The following is a 12,592-nucleotide window of genomic DNA, read 5'->3' on the forward strand; positions in this document are numbered from 1 at the left end:
ATGCCCCAGATCTTGTCGAAACCCGTCGATCGCCGCGCCCTGCTCGCGAATGGCGGCACCCTACTGGCCGCATGGCTCGGGTGCAAATCCATCCTTGCGCCGTGCCGGGCGGCGGCGGAAGACGGGCCGGTCGCCGTGCCCTTGTCCAGCCTGCGACCGCATGCCCCGCGCGCCGTGCCGGACATGCGCTTCGCGGACGGGACCGGCGCGGTGCGGACGCCGGCCGACTGGCGGGGACGGATCGTGGTGCTGAATCTGTGGGCCACCTGGTGCCAGCCCTGCGTGGCCGAAATGCCGGCGCTGGCGGCGCTGGCCCGGCATGCGGCGCCCGGCGGCGACATCGCGGTCCTGCCGGTATCGGTGGATCACGGCGGGGCGGCGACCGTGCGCCGCTTCTATGCCGCTCACGGCGTGGCCGGCCTGCCGATCCTGTGCGATCCGCAGATGGCGATTCCGGCGGCGCTGCACGAGGACGGCGTGCCCGTGACCCTGGTGCTGGATCGCAGGGGGCGGGAAATCCTGCGGATCGGCGGTCCGGTCCTGTGGGATGCGCCGGATGTGCCGGCGCTGCTGCGCCGCATGGCGGGGTGAGAGGATTGGAACGAGGCGGGCGGGATGAGGCCGGCGGAATTCGGGGGCACGGTGCGGGACGATAATCTTTCGGGCCACGGTCTTTCCAGTCCGGGTCCTTCAGGACGAACGGGGTTGCTGGGGCCGCATGACCCGGCGCCCGTCATGATCCATGGGCGGGCGGGCGCGTCGCCCTTCGTCCTGGTCAGCGACCATGCGGGGCGCGCGGTGCCGGCCGGCCTGGGCGACCTGGGCGTGCCGGCGGCGGAGTGGGAGCGCCATATCGCCTGGGATATCGGCATGGCCGGCATGGGGCGGCACCTGGCGGGGCTGCTGGATACGATCCTGATCGAACAGGCCTATTCCCGGCTGGTGATCGACTGCAACCGCGCGCCGGGTCATCCGACCTCGGTCGTGCGGGTCAGCGACGGGACGGCGGTGCCCGGCAACCTGGACCTGGATGACGACGACGTGGCGGCGCGGGTCGCGGCGATCTTCCGTCCCTATCACGACCGGATCGCCGCCGAACTGGCCGGGCGGCCGGCGGACTCCACGATCGTGGTGGCGCTGCATAGCTTCACTCCGGAAATGGGCGGAGTGGCGCGGCCCTGGCATGCCGGCATCCTGCACAACCATGCGCCGCGTTTCGGCCTGATGCTGAAGGCGCTGCTGGAGGAGGAGACCGGGCTGCTGGTGGGGGACAACGAGCCCTATGCCTTGACCGATACCAGCGACTACACGATTCCCACACATGCCGAGGCGCGGGGGCTGCCGCATGTCGAGCTGGAGATCCGCCAGGACCTGGTGGCGGATGCGGTTGGCCAGCGGGAATGGGCGGAACGGCTGGCGCGGCTGCTGCCGCTTGCATGGGAGCGTTATCGGGCATGACCGGAACGAGCATGCCGCCGCCGGGGTGGCGGCCCATCGGCGGCGCCACCCTGCTGGCGGGGGTGATCGGCTGGCCGGTCGCGCATTCGCGCTCGCCCCTGCTGCATAATTTCTGGCTGGCCCGGCATGGGATCGACGGGGCCTATGTGCCGCTGCCGGTGCGGCCGGGAGATTTCGCGGCGGCGGCGCGCGGCCTGGGCGCGGCCGGATTCCGCGGGGCGAACGTGACCATTCCGCATAAGGAAGCGGCCTTTGCGATCGCGGACGACCTGCATCGTTCGGCGCGGCGCTCGGGGTCGGTCAATACGCTGGTCTTTGGCGTGGACGGACGGATCGCGGCGCGTTCGACCGATGGCGACGGATTCGTCGCCAGCCTGCAAGGCAAGGGCGTGGACGTGGACCGGGGGCCGGTGCTGCTGCTGGGGGCAGGAGGGGGCGCGCGGGCGATCGCGGCCAGCCTGCTGGACCGGGGGATCGCGGTGTCGATCGCCAATCGCACCCGGGCGCGCGCCGAATCCCTGGCGGAGGCGCTGGGCAGCGAGGGAGGGCGGATCGCCGTGATCGACTGGGAACGCTGGGCGGACAGCCTGGCGGACCATGCGCTGCTGGTGAACACGACGTCGCTGGGCATGCATGGCGGGCCCGACGGCCCGTTCATGCCCGACCTGTCGGCGGCGGCGCCCGATCTGGTGGTCAGCGACATTGTCTATGTCCCGCGCAGGACGCCGCTGCTGTGCGCGGCGGCGGCGCGGGGCCTGACGGCGGTCGAGGGGGCGGGCATGCTGCTGCATCAGGCGCGGCTGAGCTTTCACGCCTGGTTCGGGGTCGACCCGGTGGTGGATGCCGAGATCGAGGCGCTGCTCGACGCCGATCTGGCGCGATAGGATGCGCGTCCTGGGCCTGACGGGCGGGATCGGCATGGGCAAGTCGACCGTGGCCCGGCTGCTGGGCACGGCGGGCTTTGCGGTGTTCGACGCCGATGCGGCGGTCCATGCGCTGCAGGCGCCGGGGGGGCGGGCCCTGCCCGCCATCGCGGATCTTGTGCCCGGGTCGGTGCGCGACGGGGTCCTGGACCGCGCTGTGCTGCGCCGCGCGGCCCTGGCCGATCCCCAGATCATGCGGGGTCTGGAGCGGATCATCCATCCGATGGTGCGGCAGGAGCGCATGCGGTTTCTGGCGCGGGCCAGGCGGCGCGGCCGGTCCTGGGCGGTGCTGGATATTCCGCTGCTGTTCGAGACCGGGGGCGATCGGGCCTGCGACCGGGTGGCGGTGGTGTCGGCGCCCCGGGATGTGCAGATCAGCCGGATCGCCAGGCGGCGCCACGTTTCGGCCGACCAGGCGGCGGCGCTGATCGCCCGGCAGATGCCGGATCGCGAAAAGCGGCGGCGGGCGGATGATGTCATCCTGACCGGCCTGTCGCGCGGGGATACGGTGCGGCGCGTGCGGCGGCTGGTCGCCCGCCTGCGCGCGGAGGAGAGGAAGAGATGAAGCGTTCGATCCTGTTCGATACGGAAACGACCGGCCTGGACCCTGCGAACGGGGACCGGGTGATCGAAATCGCCGCGCTGGAACTGATCGACGATCTGCCGACCGGGCAGCATTACCATGTGCTGATCCATCCCGATCGGGACATCCCCGAGGAAGCGTCGCGGGTGCACGGCTTTACACTGGCCGACCTGGAGGGCAAGCCGCGCTTTCACGAGGTCGCGGCTTCATTCCTGGACTTCATCGGCCAGGACGACATGATCGCCCATAACGCGCGCTTCGATTTCGGCTTTCTGAACGCCGAGCTGCAGCGCGCGGGCCTGCCCGTCCTGGCGCTGGAGCGGATGGTCGATACGCTGGATATCGCGCGCGAGCGGTTTCCGGGCCTGCCGAACAGCCTGGATGCGCTGTGCCGCCGCTTTTCCATCGACCTGTCGGCGCGCACCACCCACAACGCGCTGCTGGACTGCCGGCTGCTGGCCGACGTCTATCTGGAACTGAGGGGCGGCCGGCAGCGCGGGCTGGGGCTGACGGTCGAGGATGGCGGCGCGGTCCAGGCGACGTACAGCTATGCCGGGGCCGCGGCGCGCATGCCCCGCCCGATCGTACCGAGCGAGACGGAACTGGCGGCGCACGCGCGTTTCCTGGAGAAGATCAAGGACCCGATCTGGTTGGCGTGAACGGGCCAGGGGACGGCCACGGGGCCGGTGGGACACGGCGGTCTTGGCGCTTGCGTTTCCAATGGCCTATGGTCGTACCATGACGGGGCGCGGCGCCATGGTAGACCAGGAAGAGAGCATTGTCCGCTGACGAGATCGTGGATCCGGCCGATGCACGGTCGGACCAAATGCGGCGTGTCCTGCTGCAGGTCGGCGTGCCCATCCTGGGCGTGGCGCTGGTCATCGCGGTCATTGCCGCGATCGGGGTGCATTCCTATCGCGTCATCCGTGACGGCGCGCTGTCGCTGACCCACGACCTGCTGGTCAGCCAGCAGGATTACATCGCGCAGGAAGTCGGGGATTATCTTTCGCCCGCGTCCGCCGGGACGGTGATCGCCCGCGACCTGCTGGAGCATGGCGCCCAGGACGTGACCGGCAGGATCTTCAATTCCTATGGCGGCAGCATGCTGCGCCACGTGCCGCAGATCCATTCCTTCTACCTGGCCGACGCGGATGGGCATTTCGCGCTGGTCGAGCGCGATCCCAAGGGGCAGGGGCTGGAAACCACGGAACTGACGGGACTGGGGGCCGGTGCGCAGTTCGTGCATCAGTTCCGTGACGCGCAGGACCGGCCGCTGCGCACCGAGAGCAACCCGACCGGCGGCTTCGACCCGCGGACGCGCCCGTGGTATCGGGGCGCGGTGCGGTCGGGGCAGCTTTACTGGTCCGACCCCTATCTGATTGCGCAGACCGGCCAACTGATCATCACGGCTTCGATCGCATTCCAGACCCTGGACGGGCGGCATTATGTCTTCGCGGTCAATCTGTCGCTGAACGAACTGACCAATTTCCTGGATTCGCTGAAGATCGGACAGAGCGGGCACGCGCTGATCCTGGACCAGGACGGGCACCTGCTGGCGGGCCGCCATATGGTGGACGTGGCCAAGAAGGCCGGCTGGGACCCGGCGAAGATGGTGCTCGACCCCGGGACCTATCCGATCCTGGCGCAGGCTTTCGACGTATATCGCGTGGAAGGATACGGGCCGCATACGGTCCGAAGCGGCAAGCGCAACTTCATTTCCATCGCCGCTCCCCTGCCGGTGACTGCGCGGAAATGGGTGCTGCTGCTGGTCGCGCCCGAGAGCGATTTCGCGAATTTCGCCCTCGCCGACGGGCGGCAGAACCTGGTGTTCTCGCTGGTGATCGTGGCGCTGGCCGGCGTGCTGGGGGTATTGCTGTTCCGCCAGGGGCGGCGCGGCGACCGGCTGGCGGAACAGCTTGAGCAGGCGCGTGCCGCGTCGGGACGCGAGAGCCAGGCGCTGCAGGCGGTGGCCGGCTATCCCAACCTGTTCGACCCGACGGACGACGCGCTGATCCTGACCCATGGCATGGCCGAACTGTCGCACGCGCGACGGGTGGCGATCTGGCGGCTGATGCATGACGGAGGGACGCTGCTGTGCGTCGATTCCTACGATTCGCGGCAGGATGCGCATTCCGGCGGGTTCGAACTGTCGCGGAGCCAGCTTGAACCCTTCTTCGACGCCGTGGCGCATGGCGATGCGATCCATGTCGCCGATGCGGCGGCGGATGCGCGCACCGCCAGTTTCCACCTGCTGTTCATGCGGGCCTTCGGCAGCCGCGGCCTGTCGCTGGTGCCGGTGCAGGGGGCGTCGGGACCGGTCGGGGTGATCACGCTGGAGGACGCGCCGCGTGCCGTCGCCGCATCGCATTTCATCGCCACGATTGCCGGGATCGTGGCCGCGCGTTTTTCGGCGCAGCGTTATGGCGCCGTGGCGGCGGCCGCTGCCGAACTGGCATCCGGCGAACGGACCGGCGGATCGTCCGCCGAGGAAGCGGATCATGCATTCGGCAGCGGCTTCCTGGTCCCGCCGGGCGGCGCTGTTCCGGTGGAGGGGGAGGCCATGCCGGCCGGGCTGTTCCCGGCGGTGGCGGTCATGGTCATCACGTTTTCTGACTTGATCGTGTCGGCGCGCGCCGATCCGGCGAAAATGATGGCGCTGGTCGAGACGCTGGCGGTGCGCCTGCAGGACGTCGCGCATCGCTGCGGCCTGTACGCGATCAAGATGCTGGGCCACCGGCTGGTCTGCGTCGCCGGCTGCAGCCGGACGCCCGATCCGGGGGCCGCGGAGCGGATGGCCAACGCCGCCCTGGCGATGCGCGAGGCCGCGTTGTCGGTCCTGGCCGAGGCGGACCTGGAGCCCGTGTTCCGCATGGGGATCGATGTCGGACCGGTCTTCGGCGGATTGCTGGGGCAGGAGCCGCGGGCCTTCAACATCTGGGGCGATGCCATCGGCATGGCCGAAATGATGGCCTACGGTGCGCCGGAAATCGGCACGATCCAGGTGACCGAGACGGTCTATCACCTGCTGCGGCAGCGTTTCCTGTTTCGTGAGCGCGGCAGTTTCTTCATGCCGCAGGCGGGGGTTACGCGCACCTATGTCCTGGCGGGGCGCCGATGAGCGAAAGAGTGGGGAGCGAAAGAGCCGGGAACGACGGGGCGGAGGCGCTGCCCGGGCCCTGGAGGGCGCGACTGGCCGCGCTCTTGGGGCGCGTCCGGCCGCCCCTGGCCGCGATCGGGCGGCTGACGCGGCATCAGGTCCGTTTCGCGCTGGTGCTGGTCGGGGCGGGCTGGGGCGTGCTGCGCGAAACCCTGCGGCCTTATACCTGGCGCCGGACGGTCCGGCAGGAATTCCGGCTGTGCCTGCGCCAGGTCGTGGGCGGCGGTTTTCTGAGCGTGCTGGTGACCGCGACCCTGGCCGGCCTGACCGTGGTGTCGCAGGCGGCGTACTGGCTGGGCTTCGCCGGCATGGCGCAGATGACGGGATCGATCCTGGTGTCGGTCCTGGTGCGCGAGATCGCACCGGTGCTGGTGGGCGTCATCCTGCTGGGGCGCAGCGGCATGCTGAGCCTGACGGAAATCGGCATGCTGACCCTCGGCGGGCAGATCCGCGCCATGGAGGCCCAGGGCCTGGACCCGTTCCTGCTGCTGGTCCTGCCGCGCACCTTCGCCTTTACGGTAGGCGGGTTCACGCTGGGCATCATCTTCGCGACCGTGTCATTGCTGATGGGGTTCATCGTCACCCACACGGCGGGCGTGATCAGCACGTCGGTCTGGACCTTCTTCTCGAACGTGCTGAGGGCGATGTCGGCGTGGGATTTCCTGATCATTCCGCTGAAATTCGTCCTGGTCGGCTATTGCATCGGGCTGGGGTCCTGTCTGACCGGGCTGCTGGTCGACCGGGACGATACGATCGCCACCCTGATGCCGCGCGGCTTCGCCCGGGGGATATTGCTGGTGCTGGGGGTCAATATCGTGTTCAGCCTGGGGTTCTGAGCGATGGCGAGCCGTGGCCCGATGCTGGAACTTCGTGCGGCGCGACCCTCGTTCGAGGAAAGCGGCATGGCGCCGGTGCCGATCGACCTGCGGCTGATGCCGGGCGATTGCGCCGTCATCGAATGCCGCGATCCCGGGCGCGCCACCCTCTTTGCCGATCTGTGCTCGGGTATGGTGAATCTGACGGCGGGTTCGGTCCGCTTCATGGGGCTGGACTGGCGCGAACTGGGCGACCGGCAGGCCAATGCGCTGCGCGGGCGGATCGGGCGGATCACGCAGCGCGCATCCTGGCTGGATCTGTTCGGCACGCACTTGAACATCATGCTGCCGCAACTGCATCATACGCGCCGTCCGGCGAGGGAACTGGTCGAGGCGTCGATCGCGCTGGGTCATGCGTTCGGCCTGCCGGGTATGCCGCTTTCCGGCCCGGGGCGGCTGTCGGCGGCCGACCTGGCGCGCGCGGCCTGCGTGCGCGCCTTTCTGGGCCGGCCGGACCTGCTGCTGCTGGAGGACGTGTCCGACACGCTGCCGCCGGACGCTGCGCCGGCGTTTTTCGCGGCCGTGACGGCGGCGCGGGATCGCGGGGCCTCGGTGTTGTGGTTTGCGCGCGACGCTGCGGCGTGGCGGGATTATCGCCGGGCGGTCAGCGCCCAAATGCGCCTTCTGGACGAAGGCCTGTTTCCGATACGGAGGGGATAGATGGCCCAAGGCCGGACAATGGGTCAGACGGCCGATCCGTCGCGCCAACTGGTGCGCGTGCGCTATGCTGACGAATGGGTGGGGCTGCTGGTGCTGGTCTCGCTGGCGATCTGCTTCGCCGCGATCGTCGAGGCCGGGGTGCTGCGCGATTGGCTGACCCCGGCCGGGCAGTTGCAGATCGTGCTGCCGGATGTGGGGGTCAGCGGCCTGGCGATCGGGGACGATATCGAGGTCGTGGGCATCCATGCCGGGACGATCCGGCGCATCCGCATCAACCCGTCGGGCGGGATGTATGCGATCGCCGACATCGATCCGCAGCTCGAGACCTATATCCGCCGCGACAGCACGGCCACCATCCGCCGGCGCTTCGTGGTGGCGGGGGCCGATTACGTGGACATCACGCGCGGGACCGGTGAGCCGATGGATTGGCATTACGCCGTGATCACCGCGCAGAACGCCCCGAATCCGGCGGACATGATCACCCAGACCTTCGCCGATATCCGCGCGCGCATCCTGCCGGTGCTGGACAGTTCCCAGCATATGATGTCGATGCTGGACGCCACCATCACGGACCTGCATGCCGGCAAGGGAACGGTGGGCCAGTTGATGACGAACGACGCGCTGATCCGCCAGGCGGACCAGTTGGTCGAATCGCTGAACGCCGCCGTCGCCCAGTTGACGCCGATCGAGCATCAACTGTCCGGGGTCATGACCAAGGCCGACGGCGGCATGGCCAATATGCGCGCGGTGACGGCGGACCTGCGCAAGGCCAGCCCGCGTCTGCCCGAGATCACCCGCAATCTGCAGGAGACGTCGTCCGAACTGCCTGCCCTGCTGACCCAGGCGCAGATCACGGCGACCAGCCTGCAGAAACTGACGGACCAGTTGCGCGGCCTGTGGCTGCTGGGCGGCGGCGGCACGGCCCAGCCGCCGCAACGGCGCCTGCCGGCGGAGAGAATCCAGCCATGAAGGGCATGGCCGCCCGTCTGGCGGTGCTTCTGATGGTGCCGGCCCTGGCGGGATGCGGCGGCGGGCGGGCCGGGCCGCAGGACGACATGCTGGACCAGGCGATGGAGACCGGCCGCCAGGCCGTGGCGCTGGATCGGCTGGAACTGGCGGAAATCCAGTATCGTCTGGCCGGGCGGCGGGCGATGGCGCGCGACGATGCCGGAGCGATCGGCGATGCGGGCTATGACCTGGCCGTGGTGCAACTGGATCAGGGACGTGCCGCCGACGCGCTGCGCACGCTGTCCGCCACGCGTGGTGCCATGGCGGTACGGGGCTGGGGCGGCCCGGATGCGGCGCTGGATCTGGTCCAGGCGACGGCGCTGCACCGGCTGAAGCGCGACGACGAGGCCGCAGCGCCTGCCGGCAGGGCGATGGGCAGCGCCGATCCCGCCACCGCCGAGCATGCGGCCCTGCTGAGCGGGTTGATCGCCGATGCGCGCGGGGACCGGGCCGGGCTGTCGGCCGCCCTGGAGCATCTCGCCCGGGAGCACACGGCGCCCCGCCGGCCCGTCACGCCGAAATGGCAGGCGGATGAGGACGAATTGCGGGCCCGCCTGCTGCTGGCGTCCGATCCGCTGCGCGCGCGCGACCTGGCCCGTGCTGCGGCCGATCGGCGCCGGCAGATCGTGGATTATCGTGGCATGGCGCGCGCGCTGGTGCTGGCAAGCCACGCCGCGGCGCAGGGCGGCGACGGGCAGGGGGCGTCGTCCCTGGCAATGCAGGCCGCGCAGAGCACCGCCGCCCAGGGCGAGAAGCCGCGGAACGTGATCGCCCAGGGCGCGGTGTCGGTCACGGTCGAAGGCGTGCCGGCGGAGGACGCCGCGATCGCGGCGCATGGACCCGATCCGTTCGCCGAGCCATCGCCGGGCCGGTAGGACGCCGGCGCGACGGGTCAGAGATCAGCGATGCTGTCATCCGCCCGGCGCCACCAGCATTGCGCGGGCGGGCGTGGCGCGGGCAGGACCTCCAGCGGGTCGCCCGTATACTGGACGGTGTTGGTCGGGGTTTCCTGCAGGGTGATCTCGGCACAGACCAGATGGCCGCCATCGTCCGCCAGCAAAGCGTTCAGCTTGGCCATCATCAGGCAGGCCATCAGTTCCGTCGTCGGGTCGCCCGGGGTGACCACGATGCGCCTGGCCCGCTCGGGTTCATGCGTGCCGAACCAGGCCAGCAGCGGGTCGTCTTCGGCCAGTTGCAAGGCATGGTCCAGCCGTTCGTCGACGAAACGATGCCAGCGTCCCTTGGCGCGCTGGAAGGACACGACCATGTTGCCGGCCCCGTCCAGCGCGCGTGGCGCGGTGGGGCGCAGGCGCACGGTGACGAATTCGTTGTGGCCGTGGGGCAGGGCGCAGCTTTCGCTGGCGCCGTGGATCAGCCGGTGCCCCATCGAGAACCGGCGGGTGAAGACCAGGTCAAGCATTGGCGGGTCCGGTCCCCGAGCCCGTCGCGGGGTGTATCGCGGGCTGCGCGACATAGCGTTCCCACCCCGCGCGGCGCAGCATGCAGGCCGGGCAGGTGCCGCAGCCATGGCCCCAGGGATGCATCACGTCGCGTACGCCCAGATAGCAGCTATGGCTTTCGCGGTTGATCAGGTCGACCAGTGCCGGGCCGCCCAGCGATTCGGCCAGGCGCCAGGTGTCGGCCTTGTCGATCCACATCAAGGGTGTGTGCAGGACGTAGCGGCTGTCCATGCCCAGGTTCAGCGCCACCTGCAGCGCCTTGATCGTGTCGTCGCGGCAGTCCGGATAGCCCGAATAGTCGGTTTCGCACATGCCGCCGACAATGTGCCGCGCACCGCGCCGCGCGGCCAGGGCGGCGGCGAAGGTCAGGAAGATCAGGTTGCGGCCGGGGACGAAGGTGCTGGGCAGGCCGTTCTCGCCCATCGTGATCGCGGCGTCCCGGGTCAGCGCGGTTTCCGAGACCGCCCCAAGCGCGTCCAGCGCCAGGGTGTGGTCCTGGCCCAGCCGGGTCGCCCAGTCGGGATTCAGGCCGGCCATGCCGGTGCGCAGCGTGGCGCGGCAGGCCAGTTCCACGGCATGGCGCTGGCCGTAGTCGAAGCCGAGCGTTTCGACCCGGCCGAAGCGCGACAGCGCCCAGGCCAGGCAGGTCGCGGAATCCTGGCCGCCGGAAAACAGCACGATCGCGGTTTCCCGCGTCGGGTCGGCGGGGGTCTGGAACGCGGTCATGTCAGGGAATTCCGATCAGCTTGTGGGTCTGCAGCGACAGGCGCCAGCGCGGATTCGCCTGGCAATAGGCGACGGCGGCCCGGATATTCTCGCCCTGGGCGGGGCCGTCCATCGGCTGCAACCAGAATTGCTGGAAATCCAGCCCGGCCACGGAGTCGGGCGGCAGGGCGGGCTGCGGATAGACCAGTTTCAGCTCCTGCCCCGATCGCTGAACCAGGTCGGCCCCGGCCTTGGGGCTGACGCAGATCCAGTCCACTCCGGGCGGGACCGGCAGGGTGCCGTTGGTCTCGATCGCGATCGAAAAGCCGCGCGCATGGACCGCGTCGATCAGGGCGCGATCCAGTTGCAGCAGCGGCTCGCCGCCCGTGAAGACGACGAAAGCCTGCGTGCGGTCGACGGCGGGCCAAGTGGCGGCGATGGCGTCGGCCAGCGCCGCGGCGTCGGCGAAGCGGCCGCCGCCCTGGCCGTCGGTGCCCACGAAATCCGTGTCGCAGAACCGGCAGACCGCCCGCGCGCGATCGGCCTCGCGCCCCGACCAGAGATTGCATCCGGCGAAGCGGCAGAACACGGCGGCACGGCCCGCCTGCGCGCCCTCTCCCTGGAGAGTCGCGAACATCTCCTTGATGGCATACGACATGGCGGTGATTTCGGGCACCGCGCCCGTCCGCGCAAGTCCTAAATGCCCGCGCGGCATGCCGCGCGGGCCGGATGGGCGGAATTCAGCCCTGGATTTCGCCCTGGGTGATGCTGGTATGCATCCCCAGCCGGGCCAGCAGGCGGGCGTCGCGGCTGGCTTCGGGGTTGGGGGTGGTCAGCAGCTTCTCGCCATAGAAGATCGAGTTCGCCCCGGCCAGGAAGCACAGGGTCTGGGCTTCGTCCGTCATGTCCTCGCGCCCGGCGGCAAGGCGGACCCGGCTGGCGGGCATGGTGATGCGGGCCGCGGCGATGATGCGGACGAAATCGATCGGGTCGACCGTTTCAGCCTGGGCCAGCGGCGTGCCGGCGACGCGGACCAGCAGGTTGATGGGCACGCTTTCGGGGTGTTTCGGCAGGCTGGCCAGGCTGGCGATCAGCCCGGCGCGATCCGTCTCGTCCTCGCCCATGCCCACGATGCCGCCGCAGCAGACATTGATCCCGGCGTCGCGCACATGCGACAGCGTGTCCAGCCGGTCCTGGTAGGTGCGGGTGGTGATGATCGCCCCGTAATGCTCGGGCGAGGTGTCCAGGTTGTGATTGTAGTAATCCAGCCCGGCATCGCGCAGGCGACGGGCTTGGCGATCATCCAGCATGCCCAGGGTCACGCAGGTTTCCATGCCCAGCGCCTTGACGCCCTCGACCATCGCGCAGACCGTCTCGAGGTCGTGGTCCTTGGGCGAGCGCCACGCGGCGCCCATGCAGAAGCGCGCGGCCCCGGCGTCGCGCGCCGCGCGGGCTTCCTTCAGCACCGATTCGACCGCCATCAGGCGGGTGGCCTTCACGCCGTCCTCATGCTTCGCGCTCTGCGGGCAATAGGCGCAATCCTCGGGACAGCCGCCGGTCTTGATCGACAGCAGGGTCGAGATCTGCACCTCGGTGGGATCGAAGCGCGCCCGGTGCACGCTCTGCGCCCGGAACATCAGTTCGGGGAAGGGCAGGGCGATCAGCGCCGCCACCTCGTCACGCGTCCAGTCGGTGCGCACGGGCGGCAGGGGCGAGGGAGCGTGATACGGCGATGTGGCCGTGATGACACCATCGGGCATCGG

General features: G+C 69.9%; 14 protein-coding genes. 10 read left to right on the plus strand and 4 right to left on the minus strand.

The window, feature by feature from the left end:
- The 10 genes from AAC691_RS01280 (at nucleotide 1) to AAC691_RS01325 (ending at nucleotide 9,539) form a co-directional block, all read left to right on the plus strand.
- On the plus strand, nucleotides 1-591 hold the full coding sequence (locus AAC691_RS01280) for a TlpA disulfide reductase family protein (protein WP_342628691.1): 591 nt from the start codon (nucleotides 1-3) through the stop codon (nucleotides 589-591).
- Nucleotides 592-735: 144 nt separating this feature from the next.
- Nucleotides 736-1,458 carry an N-formylglutamate amidohydrolase gene (locus AAC691_RS01285; RefSeq protein ID WP_323993654.1) on the plus strand — a complete coding sequence of 241 codons (723 nt, stop codon included), beginning with the start codon at nucleotides 736-738 and terminating at the stop codon, nucleotides 1,456-1,458.
- A complete protein-coding gene (locus AAC691_RS01290) occupies nucleotides 1,455-2,342 on the plus strand; it encodes a shikimate dehydrogenase (RefSeq protein WP_342628692.1) in 888 nt (295 codons plus the stop codon). The genes AAC691_RS01285 and AAC691_RS01290 overlap by 4 nt, the downstream gene beginning before the upstream one ends.
- A 1-nt stretch (nucleotide 2,343) precedes the next feature.
- Entirely contained in the window at nucleotides 2,344-2,946 is a 603-nt protein-coding gene (coaE, locus tag AAC691_RS01295; RefSeq protein ID WP_323990891.1) for a dephospho-CoA kinase, read from the plus strand.
- The gene (gene dnaQ / locus AAC691_RS01300; RefSeq protein ID WP_342628693.1) at nucleotides 2,943-3,623 is read left to right on the plus strand and encodes a DNA polymerase III subunit epsilon; all 681 of its coding nucleotides are present in this window, start codon (nucleotides 2,943-2,945) and stop codon (nucleotides 3,621-3,623) included. The genes coaE and dnaQ overlap by 4 nt, the downstream gene beginning before the upstream one ends.
- A gap of 119 nt (nucleotides 3,624-3,742) precedes the next feature.
- On the plus strand, nucleotides 3,743-6,082 hold the full coding sequence (locus tag AAC691_RS01305) for an adenylate/guanylate cyclase domain-containing protein (RefSeq protein WP_342628694.1): 2,340 nt from the start codon (nucleotides 3,743-3,745) through the stop codon (nucleotides 6,080-6,082).
- Nucleotides 6,079-6,957, plus strand: coding sequence for an MlaE family ABC transporter permease (locus AAC691_RS01310; protein ID WP_408906041.1), 879 nt, complete (start codon nucleotides 6,079-6,081; stop codon nucleotides 6,955-6,957). Before AAC691_RS01305 ends, AAC691_RS01310 begins: the two co-directional genes overlap by 4 nt.
- 3 nt (nucleotides 6,958-6,960) lie before the next feature.
- Nucleotides 6,961-7,656 carry an ABC transporter ATP-binding protein gene (locus AAC691_RS01315; protein ID WP_342628695.1) on the plus strand — a complete coding sequence of 232 codons (696 nt, stop codon included), beginning with the start codon at nucleotides 6,961-6,963 and terminating at the stop codon, nucleotides 7,654-7,656.
- Nucleotides 7,657-8,625 (plus strand): MlaD family protein, encoded by a 969-nt coding sequence (locus AAC691_RS01320; protein ID WP_323990896.1) that lies wholly within the window; start codon nucleotides 7,657-7,659, stop codon nucleotides 8,623-8,625.
- Nucleotides 8,622-9,539, plus strand: coding sequence for a hypothetical protein (locus AAC691_RS01325; protein WP_342628696.1), 918 nt, complete (start codon nucleotides 8,622-8,624; stop codon nucleotides 9,537-9,539). Before AAC691_RS01320 ends, AAC691_RS01325 begins: the two co-directional genes overlap by 4 nt.
- 17 nt (nucleotides 9,540-9,556) lie before the next feature.
- On the opposite strand, the gene AAC691_RS01330 is transcribed toward AAC691_RS01325, so the two are convergent.
- The 4 genes from AAC691_RS01330 to bioB all read right to left on the minus strand — a co-directional run bounded on the left by AAC691_RS01330 (nucleotide 9,557) and on the right by bioB (nucleotide 12,589).
- Complete coding sequence (locus AAC691_RS01330; protein ID WP_176641288.1) at nucleotides 9,557-10,084, minus strand: 6-carboxytetrahydropterin synthase; 528 nt, start codon at nucleotides 10,082-10,084, stop codon at nucleotides 9,557-9,559.
- Nucleotides 10,077-10,850 carry a 7-cyano-7-deazaguanine synthase QueC gene (gene queC / locus AAC691_RS01335; RefSeq protein ID WP_342628697.1) on the minus strand — a complete coding sequence of 258 codons (774 nt, stop codon included), beginning with the start codon at nucleotides 10,848-10,850 and terminating at the stop codon, nucleotides 10,077-10,079. Before queC ends, AAC691_RS01330 begins: the two co-directional genes overlap by 8 nt.
- 1 nt (nucleotide 10,851) lies before the next feature.
- Nucleotides 10,852-11,487, minus strand: coding sequence for a 7-carboxy-7-deazaguanine synthase (queE, locus tag AAC691_RS01340; RefSeq protein WP_342628698.1), 636 nt, complete (start codon nucleotides 11,485-11,487; stop codon nucleotides 10,852-10,854).
- 82 nt (nucleotides 11,488-11,569) lie between these two features.
- Nucleotides 11,570-12,589, minus strand: a complete 1,020-nt coding sequence (gene bioB / locus AAC691_RS01345) for a biotin synthase BioB (protein ID WP_342628699.1) — start codon at nucleotides 12,587-12,589, stop codon at nucleotides 11,570-11,572.
- Nucleotides 12,590-12,592 lie beyond the last annotated feature (3 nt).

Origin of the sequence: Nguyenibacter vanlangensis (assembly GCF_038719015.1) — a bacterium.
GTDB classification, from domain to species: domain Bacteria; phylum Pseudomonadota; class Alphaproteobacteria; order Acetobacterales; family Acetobacteraceae; genus Gluconacetobacter; species Gluconacetobacter vanlangensis.